This is a genomic window from Streptomyces sp. NPDC005878 (genome assembly GCF_040629815.1).
Taxonomy (GTDB): Bacteria; Actinomycetota; Actinomycetes; order Streptomycetales; family Streptomycetaceae; genus Streptomyces.
The window spans coordinates 17,858-34,021 of the sequence record NZ_JBEXWK010000033.1 but is presented as its reverse complement, the minus strand read 5'-3'; the positions used below and the strand labels follow the sequence as shown (position 1 = coordinate 34,021).

At 68.3% G+C, this 16,164-nt stretch carries 18 protein-coding genes, 1 tRNA gene and 1 pseudogene; 7 read left to right on the top strand and 13 right to left on the bottom strand.

All coding sequences use genetic code 11. The annotated features are described in order from the left end of the window. Window positions 1–3: 3 nt before the first annotated feature. Entirely contained in the window at window positions 4–771 is a 768-nt protein-coding gene (fabI, locus tag ABZ404_RS33180) for an enoyl-ACP reductase FabI (protein WP_358837820.1), read from the top strand. Window positions 772–1,120: 349 nt separating this feature from the next. After that, window positions 1,121–1,468: pseudogene (locus tag ABZ404_RS33175) on the top strand (hypothetical protein); the annotation flags it as partial. A gap of 135 nt (window positions 1,469–1,603) precedes the next feature. Here the strand turns inward: ABZ404_RS33175 and ABZ404_RS33170 are convergent. Further along, a complete protein-coding gene (locus ABZ404_RS33170) occupies window positions 1,604–2,278 on the bottom strand; it encodes a FadR/GntR family transcriptional regulator (RefSeq protein WP_358835064.1) in 675 nt (224 codons plus the stop codon). A 139-nt stretch (window positions 2,279–2,417) separates the two neighbouring features. On the opposite strand from ABZ404_RS33170, the gene ABZ404_RS33165 reads away from it, so the two are divergent. From ABZ404_RS33165 to ABZ404_RS33150, 4 genes are all read left to right on the top strand, one after another. Further along, the gene (locus ABZ404_RS33165) at window positions 2,418–3,755 is read left to right on the top strand and encodes an MFS transporter (RefSeq protein WP_358835065.1); all 1,338 of its coding nucleotides are present in this window, start codon (window positions 2,418–2,420) and stop codon (window positions 3,753–3,755) included. A 4-nt stretch (window positions 3,756–3,759) separates the two neighbouring features. After that, window positions 3,760–3,876, top strand: a complete 117-nt coding sequence (locus tag ABZ404_RS33160) for an SGM_5486 family transporter-associated protein (RefSeq protein WP_344074382.1) — start codon at window positions 3,760–3,762, stop codon at window positions 3,874–3,876. A gap of 168 nt (window positions 3,877–4,044) precedes the next feature. Beyond that, window positions 4,045–4,251: a hypothetical protein gene (locus tag ABZ404_RS33155; RefSeq protein WP_358835066.1), complete on the top strand. Its 207-nt coding sequence runs from the start codon at window positions 4,045–4,047 to the stop codon at window positions 4,249–4,251. Between the two features lie 77 nt (window positions 4,252–4,328). Beyond that, on the top strand, window positions 4,329–4,847 hold the full coding sequence (locus ABZ404_RS33150; RefSeq protein WP_358835067.1) for a histidine phosphatase family protein: 519 nt from the start codon (window positions 4,329–4,331) through the stop codon (window positions 4,845–4,847). A 97-nt stretch (window positions 4,848–4,944) separates the two neighbouring features. Here ABZ404_RS33150 and serB read toward each other — a convergent pair whose 3' ends face one another. The 3 genes from serB to ABZ404_RS33135 all read right to left on the bottom strand — a co-directional run bounded on the left by serB (window position 4,945) and on the right by ABZ404_RS33135 (window position 8,497). Further along, window positions 4,945–6,201: a phosphoserine phosphatase SerB gene (gene serB / locus ABZ404_RS33145; RefSeq protein WP_358835068.1), complete on the bottom strand. Its 1,257-nt coding sequence runs from the start codon at window positions 6,199–6,201 to the stop codon at window positions 4,945–4,947. A 1,236-nt stretch (window positions 6,202–7,437) separates the two neighbouring features. Continuing rightward, window positions 7,438–7,923, bottom strand: a complete 486-nt coding sequence (locus ABZ404_RS33140) for a DUF732 domain-containing protein (RefSeq protein ID WP_358835069.1) — start codon at window positions 7,921–7,923, stop codon at window positions 7,438–7,440. 247 nt (window positions 7,924–8,170) lie between these two features. Next, window positions 8,171–8,497: a hypothetical protein gene (locus tag ABZ404_RS33135; RefSeq protein ID WP_358835070.1), complete on the bottom strand. Its 327-nt coding sequence runs from the start codon at window positions 8,495–8,497 to the stop codon at window positions 8,171–8,173. A gap of 162 nt (window positions 8,498–8,659) precedes the next feature. Between ABZ404_RS33135 and ABZ404_RS33130 the strand changes: the two genes are divergently transcribed. Beyond that, on the top strand, window positions 8,660–8,929 hold the full coding sequence (locus tag ABZ404_RS33130) for a winged helix-turn-helix domain-containing protein (RefSeq protein WP_358835071.1): 270 nt from the start codon (window positions 8,660–8,662) through the stop codon (window positions 8,927–8,929). Between the two features lie 59 nt (window positions 8,930–8,988). Here the strand turns inward: ABZ404_RS33130 and ABZ404_RS33125 are convergent, their stop codons facing one another. The 9 genes from ABZ404_RS33125 to ABZ404_RS33085 all read right to left on the bottom strand — a co-directional run bounded on the left by ABZ404_RS33125 (window position 8,989) and on the right by ABZ404_RS33085 (window position 16,031). Next, window positions 8,989–9,219 (bottom strand): hypothetical protein, encoded by a 231-nt coding sequence (locus ABZ404_RS33125; RefSeq protein ID WP_358835072.1) that lies wholly within the window; start codon window positions 9,217–9,219, stop codon window positions 8,989–8,991. Further along, the gene (locus ABZ404_RS33120) at window positions 9,216–9,431 is read right to left on the bottom strand and encodes a hypothetical protein (RefSeq protein ID WP_358835073.1); all 216 of its coding nucleotides are present in this window, start codon (window positions 9,429–9,431) and stop codon (window positions 9,216–9,218) included. Before ABZ404_RS33120 ends, ABZ404_RS33125 begins: the two co-directional genes overlap by 4 nt. A 95-nt stretch (window positions 9,432–9,526) precedes the next feature. After that, the gene (locus ABZ404_RS33115) at window positions 9,527–10,375 is read right to left on the bottom strand and encodes a helix-turn-helix transcriptional regulator (protein ID WP_358835074.1); all 849 of its coding nucleotides are present in this window, start codon (window positions 10,373–10,375) and stop codon (window positions 9,527–9,529) included. A 12-nt stretch (window positions 10,376–10,387) separates the two neighbouring features. Next, entirely contained in the window at window positions 10,388–10,903 is a 516-nt protein-coding gene (locus tag ABZ404_RS33110) for a DUF6879 family protein (protein ID WP_358835075.1), read from the bottom strand. A gap of 2 nt (window positions 10,904–10,905) precedes the next feature. Next, window positions 10,906–11,148: a hypothetical protein gene (locus ABZ404_RS33105; protein WP_358835076.1), complete on the bottom strand. Its 243-nt coding sequence runs from the start codon at window positions 11,146–11,148 to the stop codon at window positions 10,906–10,908. 147 nt (window positions 11,149–11,295) lie between these two features. Next, window positions 11,296–12,231: a major capsid protein gene (locus tag ABZ404_RS33100; RefSeq protein WP_358835077.1), complete on the bottom strand. Its 936-nt coding sequence runs from the start codon at window positions 12,229–12,231 to the stop codon at window positions 11,296–11,298. Window positions 12,232–13,136: 905 nt separating this feature from the next. Then, window positions 13,137–13,397 carry an HNH endonuclease signature motif containing protein gene (locus tag ABZ404_RS33095; protein WP_358991217.1) on the bottom strand — a complete coding sequence of 87 codons (261 nt, stop codon included), beginning with the start codon at window positions 13,395–13,397 and terminating at the stop codon, window positions 13,137–13,139. Window positions 13,398–13,515: 118 nt separating this feature from the next. After that, window positions 13,516–13,589, bottom strand: a tRNA-Leu gene (locus ABZ404_RS33090). A gap of 723 nt (window positions 13,590–14,312) precedes the next feature. Then, window positions 14,313–16,031, bottom strand: coding sequence for a recombinase family protein (locus tag ABZ404_RS33085; RefSeq protein ID WP_358835079.1), 1,719 nt, complete (start codon window positions 16,029–16,031; stop codon window positions 14,313–14,315). Window positions 16,032–16,164 lie beyond the last annotated feature (133 nt).

Below are 16,164 nucleotides of genomic sequence, written 5' to 3'. Positions count from 1 at the left end.
CACATGAGCGGAATTCTCGACGGCAAGCGCATCCTCATCACGGGTGTGCTGATGGAGTCCTCCATCGCCTTCCACGCCGCGAAGCTGGCCCAGGAGCAGGGCGCCGAGGTCATCCTGACCGCCTTCCCGCGCCCCACCCTGACCGAGCGCATCGCCAAGAAGCTCCCGAAGCCCGCCAAGGTCATCGAGCTCGACGTGACCAACCAGGAGCACCTCGACCGGCTCGCGGGCCTGGTCAAGGACGAGCTCGGCAGCCTGGACGGCGTGCTCCACTCCATCGGCTTCGCCCCGCAGGACGCCCTCGGCGGCAACTTCCTCAACACCCCCTTCGAGTCGGTCTCGACGGCGATGCACGTCTCGGCGTTCTCGCTGAAGTCGCTGACCATGGCCTGCCGCCCGCTGATGAGCTCCGGCGCCGCGGTCGTCGGTCTCACCTTCGACGCGCAGTTCGCCTGGCCGCAGTACGACTGGATGGGCCCGGCGAAGGCCGCCCTGGAGGCGACCTCCCGCTACCTCGCCCGCGACCTGGGCAAGGAGGGCATCCGCTGCAATCTGGTCTCGGCGGGCCCGATCGGCTCCATGGCCGCGAAGTCCATCCCGGGCTTCTCGGACCTGGCGGACGTGTGGAACACCCGCTCCCCCCTGGAGTGGAACATGGCCGACCCCGAGCCGGCCGGCCGCGCCATCGTGGCCCTGCTCTCGGACTGGTTCCCGAAGACCACGGGTGAGATCGTCCACGTCGATGGTGGCGTGCACATGATGGGTGCGTAGGACGCCTGACGGCGTCAGGGCCGGGACGGGGCGCGTCGCTCTCGACGGGAGCGCCGATGGCCCCCCGGTCCACCGGACGGAGTCCGGTGCAGCCCCGCGAAGCCTGTGAGGCCCCCGGGCCGAGCAGTGCGAGCGGGGCGTCCAAGAGGGGCCGACGGGTGAGATCGTCCACGTCGATGGTGGCGTGCACATGATGGGTGCCTGAGCCTCCCCTTCACCACGGCCGTCCCCCGTCCGCCCCGCGCGGACGGGGGACGGCCGTCGTGCGTGCCGGGCCGACTCCCCGCAGACTGATCGAAGCGGACATGTCGGGCAGTCGGGTGGGGAGGAGGTGGGGCGGTTGCGGCCCTTGCGCACGGCCCAGCGCCGAGCCGTCGCCCTCGCGGCGCTGCTGCTCACGGCCCTCGCCGCCCTCGCGGCCCCTTCGGTCGTACGGGCCGCCACCTCGGACGAGCCCGCCCCGCCCGCCCCCATCGAGCCCTTCGGGGCCGACTGCTACACCCTGGTGCGGGGCTCGCATGTGATCGCGTACTGCCACAACCCGTACCCCGACACCGACCGGGTGCGGCTGCACACCGAGTGCGCGCGCTGGTGGGACATCGACGCCGACGCGGCCCCGGTGGAGGTGGGCCCGGCCCAGACCGTACGGCTCACCGACCGGTGCTGGAAGGAGGTGCGGGCGGTGTGGGTCACCCATGAGAAGCCGGGCGCCTCCCCGTCCCCGTCCCCGGACGCGGCGTCCCCGTCCCCGGACACGCCCCCCGGGGCCTCCCGGCTCGGCGGTGCCGGAGCCCTGCCCTAGAGCCAGCCCTGCCCTAGAGCCAGCCCTGCCCTAGAGCCGTTCGCTCAGGCAGAAGAAGGCGTGGCCCGCGGCCTCCGCGGCCGCCGTCTCCGCGTCGCCCGACCGGATCGCCTCGACCAGGCGGGCGTGATCCATGTGGTTCTCCGGGCGCAGCTCGCGGCCCACGTCGTCACGGAGCCAGTCGCGCAGGAGGTCGCCGAGGTCGGCGTAGAGCTCGGTGAGGACGTCGTTGTGCGAGGCCGCGACGATCGCCAGGTGCAGCGTGGAGTCGGCGGCCACGAACGCCTCCGCGACACCCGACTCCCACGCCTCCTCGCGCCGGGCGAGGAGCGCGTCCAACTGGGCCAGATCACGTGGCGTACGCCGTTCGGCCGCCAGCCGCGCCGCCGACGACTCCAGGGTGGAGCGCAGTTCGGCCACATGGCGGGGGTCGGCGTCCGCGAAGCGCCGGTGCATCACGCCCGCCAGCTCGCTCGTGGCGACCACATACGTCCCGGAGCCCTGGCGGATGTCGAGCAGTCCGTTGTGCGCGAGCGCCCGGACCGCCTCGCGGACCGTGTTGCGCGCCACCCCCAACTGCTCGACCAGTTCGGGCTCGGTGGGGATGCGCGCCCCCACCGGCCACTCGCCCGAGGTGATCTGGTTGCGCAGTTGCGCGATCACCTGGTCGGCGAGGGCGGACCGCCGGGGAGAGCTCAGCGCCATGCCGCTCCTTGATTTCGGGGTTCGGGGCCGTGGCCCTGGCCGTGGTGGTCGGCCCGTACGCGGGCCGTCGTGCGGCCATCATCTCGCGGCCGCACGCGCGAGTGGACAACCAATCATCCCATGATTCTATGATGGGGCCATGGCCGACGACGAGACCCGCACCCTGAGCCCCGCGCCGGGCACCACACCCCCCGCCTCCCTCGAAACCCCCACCGTCACCCGTACGGGCGGCCCGGCCTGGACCACCCGGCTCGTCCTTGTCGGCCTCGTCCTCGCCGCGCTCAACCTGCGCCCCGCCATCACCAGCCTCGGCGCGCTCTTCGAGGAGGTGCGCGACGGACTGCACATGAGCGGCAGCGTCGCCGGTGTCCTCACCTCCGTACCCCCGCTCTGCTTCGCCGTCTTCGGCATCACCGCGCCGCGCCTGGCCCGCCGCTTCGGCCCCGCCGTGATCGTCTGCGCGGGCATGGCCGCGATCGCCGCCGGTCTGCTGCTGCGCCCGTTCGCGGGCGGCACCCCGGGCTTCCTCGCGGCCAGCGCCCTCGCCCTGATGGGCATAGCCGTCAGCAACGTCCTGATGCCGGTGATCGTCAAGCGGTACTTCCCGGACCGCGTCGGCTCCATGACCGGCCTGTACTCGATGGCCCTGGCGCTCGGCACCGCCCTGGCGGCCGCCGCCACCGTCCCGGTCACCGACGGCCTCGGCGGCAGCTGGCGCGCCGGCCTGAGCGTCTGGGCGCTGCTCGCCGCCGTCGCCGTACTGCCGTGGCTGCTGCTCGTACGCGACGGCTCCGACAAGCCCTCCGGGCAGCGGCCCTCCGGACGCTCCGCCGACCGGCCCTCCGGAGGCTCCCCGGCCGCCCACGAGGACGCCGAAGCGCCCGCCTTCAAGATCACCCGCAGCCGTACCGCCTGGGCGCTCGCCTGCTTCTTCGGCCTCCAGGCCACCGCCGCCTACATCACGATGGGCTGGATGCCGCAGATATTCCGCGACGCCGGGGTCTCCGCCGGCACCGCGGGCGTCCTGCTCGCGGTGACCATGGTGATGGGCGTACCGCTCGCGTTCGTCATCCCGCGCGTCGCCACCCGGATGCGCACCCAGGGCCCGATCGTCGCCGTCCTCGGCGCCTGCGGACTCGCCGGCTACGCGGGCCTCTACTTCGCCCCGGCGGCCGGGGCCTGGGCCTGGGCGCTGCTCCTCGGCATCTCCAACTGCGCCTTCCCGCTCGCCCTCACCATGATCGGCATGCGCACCCGGACCGGCACCGGCGTGGTCCGCCTCTCCGCCTTCGCCCAGTCCACCGGCTACCTCATCTCCATCCCCGGCCCCACCCTGGTCGGCGCCCTCTACGACAGCAGCGGCGGCTGGGGCCTGCCGATCGCGCTGATGGCGGGCCTGATGGTGCCGCAGATCGTGGTGGGTTCGCTCGCCGGTCGGGACCGGACGGTGGAGGACGAGGCGGGGATGCGAGACTGAGCGCATGCCTGTCCTCGACCCGAACCCCCAGAACGGTCAGAAGAAGCTCCTCGTCGTGCTCGGCGCGATGCTGGCGATCACGGTGGTCATCGCCGTCATCGCGACGATCGCCTCTCCCTGACCTGCGCCGACGACCCCCATGGTGGTGCTGGCCCCCCTAACCCCTAGGGGGAAAAGCCCCGGGGTAAGTGGGTGGGTCACCCGATGGGCCCCGGGCGCCTCCTTCCGTAGGTTCGATGTACGTCAGCGAGACCACGTACTTCACCTTTACGGATTTACGGAGGCGGCCATGTCGGCCCGTACGCACACCCGGTCCACCCAGCCGGCCGACGGCCGCGCCGACTTCCGGCTCCCCTGGTGGGGCGTCGTCCTGCCCACCGTCGCCTTCGTCGTCCTGCTCGTGCTCATCACGGGCTCGCACGACGCCCAGGCCGCCGCGGGCGACCCCGCCATCAGCCGCCTCATGGACCGTGTCCAGCACACGCTGTCCCGCTGAACACCCTTGTCAACCCTGGCGCGAGAGCGCACCGGGACCCTGCGCCCGAGGGCGTGATCCGTGCGAAGCTGGTGGGCATGAGCGTCGACACACCCCGCAGGATCGTCCTCCTCCGGCACGCGAAAGCCGACTGGCCCCAGGTGTCCGACCACGACCGGCCGCTCGCCGACCGCGGCCGCACGGACGCCCCGGTGGCCGGGCGCAGGCTCGCCGAGACCGGAATCGCCCTCGACCTGACTCTCTGCTCCACCGCGGTCCGTACCCGCGAGACCTGGAAGCTGGCCGTGCAGGAGCTGCCGCACCGCCCCAGGACCGTGTACGAGGAGCGGCTGTACGAGGCGTCGCCGGGTGAGCTGCTCGCCCTCCTGAACGAGACGCCGGACGACGTCGGCAACCTCCTCCTGGTCGGCCACAACCCGGGGATGCACGCGCTGGCCGACGCCCTGGCGGGGGAGGCCGAGGGGGACGTCCTGGTGCGGATGAACCGCAGCGGCTTCCCGACCGCCGCGTTCGCGGTGGTGGAGTTCACCGGCTCGTGGAAGACGGTCGAGCACGGCGTGGGCACGCTGACGGACTTCTGGGCGCCGCACGCGTGAGGTGTACCCGGACGTAGGTGTACGCGAAGGGCCCCGGCGGCGGACGACCGCACCGGGGCCCTTCCCGACTGCTCGGCTTCTTCCCGCCGCTACGGGATCAGTGGGGCTCGTCAACCAGGCCGTCGGCGGCCTCGACCTCTTCACGGGTGATACCGAGGAGGTAGAGCACGGCGTCCAGGAACGGCACGTTCACCGCGGTGTGGGCGGCCCGGCGGACCACCGGCTTGGCGTTGAAGGCGACGCCCAGACCGGCAGCGTTCAGCATGTCCAGATCGTTGGCGCCGTCGCCGATCGCCACGGTCTGGTCGAGCGGGACGCCCGCCTGCTCGGCGAACTCCCGCAGCAGCCGCGCCTTGCCGGCCCGGTCCACCACGGCGCCCGTGACGCGTCCCGTGAGCTTGCCGTCGACAATCTCCAGGGTGTTGGCGGAGGCGAAGTCGAGTCCGAGGCGCTCCCGCAGATCATCGGTGACCTGCGTGAACCCGCCGGAGACGACGCCGACTTGGTAGCCGAGCCGCTTGAGCGTACGGATCAGGGTGCGGGCACCCGGAGTGAGCCGCACCTCGGCGCGGACCTTGTCCACGACGGACGCGTCCAGCCCCGCGAGCAGCGCCACGCGCGCGTGCAGCGACTGCTCGAAGTCGAGCTCGCCCCGCATCGCCTGCGCGGTGACCTCGGCGACCTGGTCCTCGCAGCCGGCGTGCGCGGCGAAGAGCTCGATGACCTCGTCCTGGATGAGCGTGGAGTCCACGTCCATGACGACCAGCCGCCGGGCGCGCCGGTGCAGCCCCGCCGAGACGACGGCGACGTCCACGCCGAGCGCGGCGGCCTCGGTGGCCAGCGCGGTGCGCAGGGGCCCGGTCTCGGTGCCGGAGACGGCGAACTCGACGGCGGTGACGGGGTACTTGGCGAGCCGGAAGATACGGTCGATGTTGCCGCCGGTGGAGGTGATCCGGGCCGCTATGGCCGCCGTGGACTCGGCGGTGAGCGGGTGCCCGAGCACGGTGACGTGCGAACGCCCGCTGCCGCGCGGCCGGTTGTCGCCGGTACCGGAGATGATCTCGGCCTGGAGCCGCAGCGACTCGGCCCAGCTGTGCACGGTGGCCCGCAGCTCGCCCTCCGTGCTCACGCTCGGCTCGGTGACGAGCGCGCACAGGACGATACGGCCACGGGTGACGACCTGCTCGATGTCGACGACGTCGACGGAGTAGGCGGCCAGGGTGTCGAAGAGCCCGGCGGTGATGCCCGGCCGGTCCTTCCCGAAGATCTTGACGAGCAGGGTCGGGGTGTCCGCTCCCGGAAGTCCGGCGTCCGGGTTCTGACCAGCGGGGCGAGGGGGCTGAGAAGCGCTCATGGTGCTTCCACCGTATAGGGCCCGACGCCCCCACCGACGCGGCGTCCCGCCCAGCGGACGGCTTGGCCCTCGCCTGACAGCGGAGCGAAACGCGCTGGTCACTCAGGGGTAAGGAGAAGGTCTTCTGGGAGCCGGATCTACGTCTGCGGGTGGTAGGTGGCTGCTCGCGCAGTTCCCCGCGCCCCTCGGGGCAGGGGGCCGGGTCTGTGTCTGCGGACCGTGGCTGGGTGCTGGCGCAGTTCCCCGCGCCCCTTGGGGGTGGGGGCCGGATCTACGTCTGCGGACCGTGGCTGGGTGCTCGCGCAGTTCCCCGCGCCCCTTGGGGCTGGGGGCCGGGTTTGTGTCTGCGGACCGTGGCTGGGTGCTGGCGCAGTTCCCCGCGCCCCTTGGGGGTCGCGGGCTGCTGCACACGACACCGCGTAACCAGACGGACCGGGCGAGCCCGCCCCCTGGGGGCGCGGGGAACTGCGCGCTCAACCCCCACCGCCCCGCAGCCGACAACCAACTCAGCGGCCGCACCCCATCCGGCGAGGCGGAGACGTACAGCACCACCCGCCGGGCCGATGGCAGGGCGAAGCCCGCCTCTCAGGGGCGCGGGGAACTGCGCGCCCAGCCACCGCCCACCCGCAGACAAATCCCGCCCCCGGGACGCAGTCCCCGCCCCCGGGACGCAGTCCCCGCCCCCGGGACGCAGTCCCCGCCCCCGGGACGCAGTCCCCGCCCCCGGGACGCAGTCCTCGGGGCCCAGGGGCGCAGCCCCGGAAAAAAGCACCTTCACCCCCACCCACCCCCGGAGGGTTTAGGGAAGCCCCGATGCTCGTAAGTAGGGGTTCTGAGGATATCGGCCGGTCAGAGCATGCGGAAGCCCTGCCCGAGAGTCTTGGACGGGGCTTCGCTGATGATTACGTGCTTGTGAACATGAAGATCAATTGTGGGACCTTCGTTGCGTACCTTCCCACGTAGCGGTACAGCTCCCATCCCGGAGCCGCACCACCCCCCTGCCCGACCCGTTTGATCTCGTGCGGTGGATTGGGGTTGCGCTGTAGTGCCTGGCCATGGGGCACGCTGGTGTAGTTGAGGTACTCCCTGGCAACCTCTTGACCGTCCTTTTTCAGGATGCACACGTACACAGTCATGTCCCTCATACCTCCCCGCCCCACGTGATCACTTACCGAGCATGAGGAAGCCCCGCCCGGCACTCTGGCCGAACGGGGCTGTTCCCTGTCTGGGACTGATCTACGAGCAGAACGACGACTTCACGGCGGTCACGATGTTCGCGGCCTGGTCGTCCGTGAGGCTCGGCACCGTGCCGCCCTCATAGCGGCTCTTGGCGTTCTTCTGGACCGTCCCCGCATCCTTGCCACCCTTGATGTCCGAGCACACGTTCCGGGCCCGGTCGATGGCGCGGTCTTCCTTGGCTACCAACCCGGGTTCGATGGTCCGCAGTGCCCGTATCAAAACCGCGCGCTGTACGGCATCCGGCGACGGCACCGCAGCGGGCTTGGCTGCCGCGCCCGGAGTCGCCGCGGGCTTCTCCGTGGGCTTAGCGGGTGCCGATGCGGACCGTGTGGGCTTGGTGTCGGCCTCGGCCTTGTCGTCGTCGTCCTGGAACAGCGACAGCAGCCCGCCGAACGCGAGCACGGCAGCCCCCGCGATGAACCAGTTCCGTTTCTTCCGCTCCATGATGGGTCCCCTCCCCTGGTCGTACACAAGATCGATCACTTGCCTATCACGCAGGTCACTAGCGGTAGACCCCAGTTTTCGGCCCGTCATTGGCGCATCGCGGGAAGCTCGTCCCACTGTGGGCCGGGGATGTAGCGCGGGGCGCAGTCCGGGCAGGCGTAGAGGGTTAACCCCGCGCCGCTGGTGCGGTGAATCTGCCTGATGGTGACCGGGGCGCACGTGGGGTGCCCACACACGGTGACGGGGGTCTGTACGGCGGGGGTCTCGCGTGTGAGCGCGTCGCGGGTCATGCCGACACCCCGGCCGTGAACGCTGACGCGGGGAACGGTGCTCCGGGATACGTATAGGGGAAGTCGATTCCCTGGGTGGCGTAGTAGAGGGTCCTGCGGCGCTCGCGCTTCAACCGGAGTTCCAACGTGTCCTCGGCTTGGCGCTGGAACAGCGCTTGGACTTCTTCCTTGCTCGGGCTGCGCCACGGTACGGCCCACGGATCGATGCGGGCGGGTTCGGGCAGGGGCTCCAGGCTGGAGGCAGGCGCCGCGCTGTGACGCCCTCGGGCGGGCAGTAACAAGCGGAGCACCCACAGAAGGGCGCGGGCGATAGAGTCGCGCATACGTCGTTCAGCTCCTCGAAAGCTGCTTCGGCGAGCCCCGATAGACCGGGCCTAATCGGTCTGTCGGGGCGTTTTCATGTCTGACGTTAGAGCAACCGGTATAGCTCCGTCTAGGTCGGTCCAGTCCGGTACAGGTTGGGTGGATTGTCTACGCTTCGCGGCATGGCAGCGCTTGAAATCGACCACCAGGCACCGGAGCCCCCATACCGGCAGATCGCTGCCGACTTGACGGGCCAGATCAAGAGGGGCGAACTCCTTGCTGACCGGCCGATCCCTTCCGAGAAGGTGCTCACGGACCGGTACGGCGTTGCTCGGAATACGGTCCGGTCGGCGATTGCAGTTCTGCGGGAGAACGGACTCGTCTACACCGTGCCGAACCGGGGTACGTACGTGCGCAACCGCAGCACCGAGGACGAGCACCAGGGCAACTAGTAACCCCGACCAGCACACCGGGAACGCGCCGACCGGGGCGGCTGTGTTGCTCTCCCGCTTCACGACGACTCGGCGTCCTCGGGGTACTCACGCCGGGGCAGATTGCGGGCCTGTGGATTGCGCGGGATGTAGACCACCCCCGAGCGCACGTCGAGCGCCCCGCCGCACTCGGTCCACCAGCCCTTGGGAGAGTCCGCGTACGGGCCGTCCGGGTCTTCCAGGAGCGTGGCCGCCTTCAGGGTGCGCGAGCCTGTCTTGCACCGTCCGGGGGTCGTTAGGGGGGCGCTCACGGCTTCCTCTTCACGGGGTGAGGGTGGTTCCTGATCTCCGCCGCAGCCTCGTACGCCTTCCCGTGATCCTTGGCTTCGCGTGCCGTGGCCAGCTCCGCCGCCAGTGCCGTACAGACTCCGCACCCGGCCACGGGCGAACAGCCGTACAGGTAGTCCTCGACAAACCCGGCGAGTTCAACCGCCGGCTCCGGGTAGGTCCGTCGCTCCGTCATTGCTGCATCGCCATCCCCTCGCGTGGTCCGATGGGGACGACGCTAGGGACCACCGAATCCCAACACCCAGCGGCGTGCACGTTGTTGCACGGCGATTAATGGAGCGCTTCCATAGCCATCGTGATCAGCGTCCGGGCTGGCTCGCCGTAAACAGCGAGTCCCGCCAACTCCGCGAACGTGTCGGCGTACGCCGCGATCTCGCTGGGTTGCGTCAGTGTGAGATAGCCCGAGACCAATTCGACGTTGACCTGTGTCCTGTCGAAGATCCAGAACCCCTCTACTGGCATTCGCGAACGATCAGGTCGCTTCGGTACGACTCCCACGCTGACGTTGGCCAGCGAGCCGACTGTGAGCAGGTGGGCAAGCTGATCCTTCAGGACGACTGGTCCACACAGCGCGTTGTGCAACGAGGCCTCTTCCACGAGGAACGCGAACCGTCGATCTCCCTCGCGCAACACCCGCTGGCGAGCCATGCGGGCGGCCACCGCTTCGGTCACATCGTCCACCTCGACTCGCCGTCTCTGAACGGAGCGCAGGACAGCCTCGGTGTAATCGCGGGTCTGGATCAGTCCCGGCACGAGTCCGGGCGAGTATGAGCGGAACCAGCGTGTTCGCTCGTACAGGGGCAAGCGAGCGTCCTGGGCATGCTTGAGCCCTGCCCGCTCCATGCGTCGCCAGCCGATCCACATGCCTTCGGCGGTCCGCAAGGAAGCAATTAGGTCCTCTGCCTGGTCCTGCGCGTCGGTTGCCTGGCACCACGCTCGGATGTCGTCAGTGGATGGAGGCGTACGGGCATTCATGATCCGCGATGACTTGGAACGACTCCATCCGCAGCGTTCAGCGATCTCGGTACCAGTCAGCCCAGCATCCCGGCACAGCTCTGCCAAACGATCCGCTAGAGCTTGCCGGGCCTGCTGAGCGCTGGAATACGGGGAAACAGCCATGGTGCGTGACCGTCAGTGCGGCCGGTACTCCTCGTGCGGAGTCGCCCGTTCCCAGACCGCTTCGAATGCTGTGCTGACCAGTTCGACGACGTCCGGTTTGGTGCACCACTCGCGGTCAACTACCTCCCCGATCCCGGAGAAGTAGGTGAACAGCACTGACTCGTTGTCGAACATCCACAGATCGGTGCCGGGCAGAGGAATATCGGCAGCTCTGCGCCGGGGAAGCCATCGGACGAGTTCACCTGCTACGACGTTCGGAAACGTCACGTCGTGCTCGTACCGGATGTAGTCCGTCACCGGCTCAGAGACGATCCGTGCCCGCCGCATGCCCACGCCGCGGGCCGTCACGTCGGCCACCACGTCCAAGAACGGACGCCACCACGTTGAGCGGTCAGCGGCAGGGTCAAGGCGCTTGCCCTGCTGCCACGCGATGAACTCGGGGTCGCTGGGCTGGTAGGCGTCGCGCATCTCCAGATGCACAGCGGAATGCTGGGCCTTGGCCAGACCCTCAAGCACGGGGTTCGTCATCGCTACTCGCTGTCGGGACGGGGAATGAACTGACGCATGACCTTCGGAAGCCGGACGATCGTCTCGTGATCCGGAACATCCGTGCTGTGACCGGGGATTGACCCGACTTTCTGGCAGGCCTTCACCTCCTCCTCGGTGGCCTTATAAGACTGGATCAGCAGATCCCCGGTCTCTTCGTCCAGCCAGATGGTCGGGGAGTCTGTGTCAGGGGTGTTCGGGATGATCCCAAGGAACCGTAGGGCCATGCTCACTCCCGCTGTCGAGTGGGTTGCACCAGCGTGCACGAGCCTCGCCCTTGTGGCTGAGCAACGCAAGAGGACCGCCGGAACACAGAAAGCCCCCGTACTCGTCACCTCTACAGGGTGACGAGTACGGGGGCTTGGGGGTGCAGATCAGCCGACGAGAACGTTGGTCAGCCGTGCGGCGGCCTTCCCGCCAAACAGGGCGAGGCCACAGTAGAAGTCGATGCGGGTGCGGTAGACGGGCTTGTCGTGAGATTCCCCAAGGTCGGTGGCCTGCACGCCGCCGTTGGTCAGGCCGCTCACTCCGGCGTCGGCCTCGGTGCGTCCGAAGCGTACGGCGTAAACGTCGCCAGTCTGCTTACCGCCCGTGCCAGCCGTCAGCGGGAGCACGTCCGTGCCGTCCAGCTTCTGCCCGGCGTCGAGCAGCGGGATGCCCTTCCACGTGACCGTGTTCTTTCCAGCGATCTCGGCTGAGAGGAGCTGGGCACCGCCGAGCCGCCGGAACCCGGACTCGACCTTCGCACGGAGTGCGGCATTCATGTAGAGCGCGCCGTTCGAACCGTCGATGCCGCGCACCTGGGCTACAAGAGCGTCCATCGCGTCAAAAAAGTCATGACCGTTGGCGACCGGACCCACGCCCTTCGCGTCCAGGACCTGACCACCGAACAGGCGCTTACGCAGACCGTCAAATCCCTTGGGATTCACCTCCACGTCACCGTTGAAGAACTGGTCCGCGAAATGAACGGACGCGGCCTTGATCTTGAGCGTTTCCTGAATGGCCCGCTGATCATTGATGTTGCCACGGGTCTGCGCGATGAACTTGTCCACATCGGAATCTCCACCGAGGATGGCAAGTGTTTCGATCTTCTGATTCAGCGTGCCGGTACTCTCCGGGTAAGCCTCGTTCACGCCACGGAAGGAGACTCCGGGGAGGGTTGATTCCTCGTTGTATCGGTACGCGTTGCCCTGCACCTGGATCAGCGGAAGCCGGTCCAGGATGGGGGATTCCTGTACGAACGTTTCGATTACGCCGCGCTGAAGCTGGTCATGGGAGAGCTTTGCGGATTCAGCAAGGGTCAAAGACATCGTTAATTCCTTACTTCTCAATGGGTGAACAAGAAAAGTGCCGCAGTCGGTTGGCGGCACCCGCGCAAAGGGCGGCAGTTGCGGCCAGAGTCTTTTGCCTCCCTGCCGCGCCGGAAGGGGCGGAGAGGGGAGTGGGTGCCTGGGGTACCCGTTAAAGTGGAGGCTTTTTCAACGCCTTTTCGGCTGCCCAACCGCCTGGTTGATGCTTCGCTGTCTCGCGGCTGTGGCATGTCGTGCACAGCGGACGTAGACGCTCGAACGCATCCGGGTTCGCAACGCCCCGAGCCAGCAACTCACGTCGACTCAAAGGGAAATGGTCCACAACGTTAGCTGTGCGGCCACACAGCACGCACCACGGGTTGGCGTACAGATAGGCAGCCCGGATACGTGGCCAACGACGCCCGTACGAACTGCCACCAGGCGTGACCCTCATACGGTTCGCCTCACGCTCATGCCGCTCCCGGCGGCCACCAGTGGTCAGCTCGGGACACCCCGGGACAGAGCACGGGGGGCGGGGCTTACGAGGCATGAGGGGCATCTCCTAAGCCGGTGTGGGCATAGAAAAGCCCCGGCTTATTACACCGGGGCAGGGTAGGCAGGAGTAGTTACCGTTGTCGCGAGAACATGATCCGAAGAACTTGTAAGGCGCGATTACGTATTTCGGAGTCAGGGTGCGCTATAGCGGCTAGCGTCACCACGCAGGTCAGTGCGGACACCGCCGATATCCCTACCGCAATAGGCGTTTGAGTGAAGGTCATAGGGGGACGCTAGCACCAAAAAACCTTCCATAAAACTTGACAAAGTTTAGCAATGCGGCGAATCATGGGATTAAGCAATTTACCGTGCACGTATTCGCTGATCAGGGACGGTGCACACTGTCGCGGGCGGCATGGATAACGGTTCGGTCACGACCCGCTGGCTGCCCTGAACTCGGTACGGGTCTTGAGCTGGTGGCACCCGTGACACAGCACCTGAACGTTGCTGTCCACATCCTCGCCACCGAGAGACAGCGGGCGCACATGGTCCACATCCACCCCGTCCGCCGGGAAGTCGCCCAAGCACCAGTCACACCATGCCGAGCCTCGTTCCTGCACTCGCCGGCGGAGCCGTGCCGCAGCATCAAACCGCTTCGCTCGTCGTCGGCTCCGTGCTCGGCGAGCCCGCATCGGGGGCCGGTCCTGGTGGGCTCTGTCGTGAACGTCGCAGCGTCCACGACGCGTTGCCGTCTCACTGCACTCAATGCATGGGGTCATGATTCACCGCCTGGTGCTCGTTGTTGTCGAGTGCCCGCCCCCGGACTCGAACCGGGAACCTTCGCGGTCTAAGCGCGACGCCTCGTGCCGTTGGGCTAGGCGGGCTGGTGTCGTCCTCGCCGTAAGGCGGGACGACGAGGGGACTGCACGCGCTTCGACCCCTTTCGGCGCGCCCTGGTGGGCGGGTTACTAGTGGGCGGTGCAGTCCCCGCGCGTTGCCTCACGACCCCTGCGACCACCCCGGTAACGCGGGGTGTGTGGTGCACGGGCAACGCTGGTGAGAGCCGGGCACTCAGTCCGCCGGGTGTCCCCCTTGGGGTGGGTGCGCGGTAGTCCCGCTCTCTCCTGTATGTAGTAGGGAGGGACGAATTCCCGCGCTCTTGCCGAGCTGCCGGGCCGTCCGTCTCCCCGCTTCCACAAGTAGTAGGGAGGGACAGATTCCCGCGGCTCCTCGCGTGACGCTGTGACGCTGTGAGGGTCGTTTCTGTTTTTCCTTTACGTTCTATAGAAAAAGTGAAAACAGCCCTTCCAGCGTCACAGCGTCACGCTTGCCCCGCTGGTGGCCCTCGCCGACGAGCCGTGGGAGCGCGGTGCGGCCCGCTGTGCGCCTGTCTGCGGGCATGGGAAAGCCCCGGCGGTCCGAGGACTACCGGGGCAGGGGCGGGCTGGTCGTACTGCATCCCAGGCCGAACCTGTAAGAGCACCAGCCCTAGCCCGCGCACCCATTCCGGCGCGGGATGCAGCGAGCCTATAGGCCGCCTGGGGGACATGCCGAACCCCCGGCGGACCAGCGGCCAACCGGGGCGTGCTCGGGCCTGTAGAAAGCTGTTAGGCGGCGGGCGTGAGTGTGCTTTGCAGGTTGCGGTGCGCCTTGGCTTCTCGGCCGGGAGCGTGCTCCGGGTTGTTCTCGGCGGCAAGCTCGGCGGCCATTGTCGCGTTCTCCTCGATGGCGGGGTCAAGGTCACCGTTGATGGTGAAGTCCACGCGGCGTAGGTCGAGCTTCCGCCATCCGCCCCGGGTGCCGCGCTTCACCATGAGCCGTGCGCCCGCTTCCACGAGCATCGTGCGCCGTGCCACGTTGTCCGCGCCGTTCCAGTCGTCGGCGTAGGTGCGTCCCGTGCCGATTACGTCGCGCCGGGGCTCGGTCTTCTCCCGTGTCTCCAGTTCGGCGAGGCGCGCGTCAAGGCTGTCTGCGTGGCGCTGCCATGCCGCTTGCGCGGTCTTGGACTTCTGACGCCCCTTCTGGCGCTGGTGCTCCTCGAACTCGGCGAGGGTGGCGTCAATCTCGGGCTGAGGATCGTAGCCGGGTATCTCTATGGTGCGGGTGATCTGCACCGGGCCGACCAGGCGCAGGAACTCGGCGCTTACGTACTCGTCGGCCCAGTCGCCCCGCAGGCATGATGCGGCCTCGCAGTTGGCCCCGTATTTGTATGACGAGCACTTGTAGTAGCCCTTGTTCAGGTACATGCGTGAGCCGCATCCGTCGCAGTGAATGACGCGCAGCAGCAGCGCCCCGGAGTCCTTGCGGACGGGCGGGCGCTCGGCGACGGGCTTGGGGGCGAGGAGCGCACCCACCTGGTCGAACTCCTCGCGGGTCAGGATCGGCTTTTCGGCAGCCAAGACCGGGGCGCCCTGATCGTCACGGACCGGGTTTCCGCGGTGCATCTTCCAACCCATAATCGCGGGGGACGTGAGCATCTTGACGATGGTCTTGTCCCGCCACTGTGCGGGCTTCCGCTTCGCAGTGGCGCTCTCCTCGGGCTCCGCGCCGCCGTTCTTCGTACGGGCCCGGTAGGCGGCCCAGTGCGCGGACGGGGACAGCACGCGGTCAGCGTTCAGCATGCGTGCGATGGCGAGGGGGGCGAGGCCGGCGAGCAGTGCGGCAATGATCCGCTCAATGACCTCGATTGCTTCGGGGTCCGGTGCGAGGGTCCAGCCGACTCCGCCGTGTTCTGCGGGCGTGGGGGCAGGAAGGTAGCCGTATGCGGGCTGTCCGCCACCGCGCCACCGAAGCGGCATCTTGCGCATGGCCGCTTGCGCGCCGGTCACGCGGTCGCTGGTGGATTGGGTTTCGACCTGTGCCGCGAACGCGAACATCATCATCATGAGTTCGCTCATGGGGTCCATGGGGTTGCGGAAGTCGAAGACGAGCCGACCCGTCCCGCCCAGGCCCTCGGCGAAAACGATCATCTTGCGATGCGCGCGGGCCCACTTCGCAAGCTCGTGCATGTCTTGCATCGACCGGATGGCGCGGTCGAACCGCCAGAAGACAAGGGCGTCAAAGGTGTCCGGCCGCTTCAGCCACTTGCCGAGCTGCGGGCGGTCGAAGGGGCCGACCTTGGACGCGGACACGTCCAGGTCGACCGCTTCGCGCAACGCGTCACCTTCGCCGAAGTTGATGCCGAGGGCTGCCGCCGCGATGTCGTCGGCTTCACGCTGACGCTCGGGGCTGGTGGTCTCGTCCGTGCGGACCGACAGTCGCACGCACCGCACCCCACGCAGGGTCTCGGCGGGCGCTGATCCTATGCCGTGGTTGTTGTTCTCCATCCCCTGTGTAGGGAGGGAAGAGTTCTGCGACTGCTTGACCAGCGTAGATACCGCCATGACCCGATCACTCCAGAACGCTCAGTCCGGAGCATCGGGAAGGGGCGGGGAGGGGCAAACCCCCACGCTCACCCCA

Bases quoted from the DNA above. Each gene is read 5' to 3' on its own strand.
- fabI (WP_358837820.1), top strand. From the start codon at position 4: ATGAGCGGAATTCTCGACGGCAAGCGCATCCTCATCACGGGTGTGCTG.
- ABZ404_RS33170 (WP_358835064.1), bottom strand. From the start codon at position 2,278: ATGGCGCTGAGCTCTCCCCGGCGGTCCGCCCTCGCCGACCAGGTGATC.
- ABZ404_RS33165 (WP_358835065.1), top strand. From the start codon at position 2,418: ATGGCCGACGACGAGACCCGCACCCTGAGCCCCGCGCCGGGCACCACA.
- ABZ404_RS33160 (WP_344074382.1), top strand. From the start codon at position 3,760: ATGCCTGTCCTCGACCCGAACCCCCAGAACGGTCAGAAGAAGCTCCTC.
- ABZ404_RS33155 (WP_358835066.1), top strand. From the start codon at position 4,045: ATGTCGGCCCGTACGCACACCCGGTCCACCCAGCCGGCCGACGGCCGC.
- ABZ404_RS33150 (WP_358835067.1), top strand. From the start codon at position 4,329: ATGAGCGTCGACACACCCCGCAGGATCGTCCTCCTCCGGCACGCGAAA.
- serB (WP_358835068.1), bottom strand. From the start codon at position 6,201: ATGAGCGCTTCTCAGCCCCCTCGCCCCGCTGGTCAGAACCCGGACGCC.
- ABZ404_RS33135 (WP_358835070.1), bottom strand. From the start codon at position 8,497: ATGCGCGACTCTATCGCCCGCGCCCTTCTGTGGGTGCTCCGCTTGTTA.
- ABZ404_RS33130 (WP_358835071.1), top strand. From the start codon at position 8,660: ATGGCAGCGCTTGAAATCGACCACCAGGCACCGGAGCCCCCATACCGG.
- ABZ404_RS33120 (WP_358835073.1), bottom strand. From the start codon at position 9,431: ATGACGGAGCGACGGACCTACCCGGAGCCGGCGGTTGAACTCGCCGGG.
- ABZ404_RS33115 (WP_358835074.1), bottom strand. From the start codon at position 10,375: ATGGCTGTTTCCCCGTATTCCAGCGCTCAGCAGGCCCGGCAAGCTCTA.
- ABZ404_RS33110 (WP_358835075.1), bottom strand. From the start codon at position 10,903: ATGACGAACCCCGTGCTTGAGGGTCTGGCCAAGGCCCAGCATTCCGCT.
- ABZ404_RS33105 (WP_358835076.1), bottom strand. From the start codon at position 11,148: ATGGCCCTACGGTTCCTTGGGATCATCCCGAACACCCCTGACACAGAC.
- ABZ404_RS33100 (WP_358835077.1), bottom strand. From the start codon at position 12,231: ATGTCTTTGACCCTTGCTGAATCCGCAAAGCTCTCCCATGACCAGCTT.
- ABZ404_RS33095 (WP_358991217.1), bottom strand. From the start codon at position 13,397: ATGCGGGCTCGCCGAGCACGGAGCCGACGACGAGCGAAGCGGTTTGAT.
- ABZ404_RS33085 (WP_358835079.1), bottom strand. From the start codon at position 16,031: ATGGAGAACAACAACCACGGCATAGGATCAGCGCCCGCCGAGACCCTG.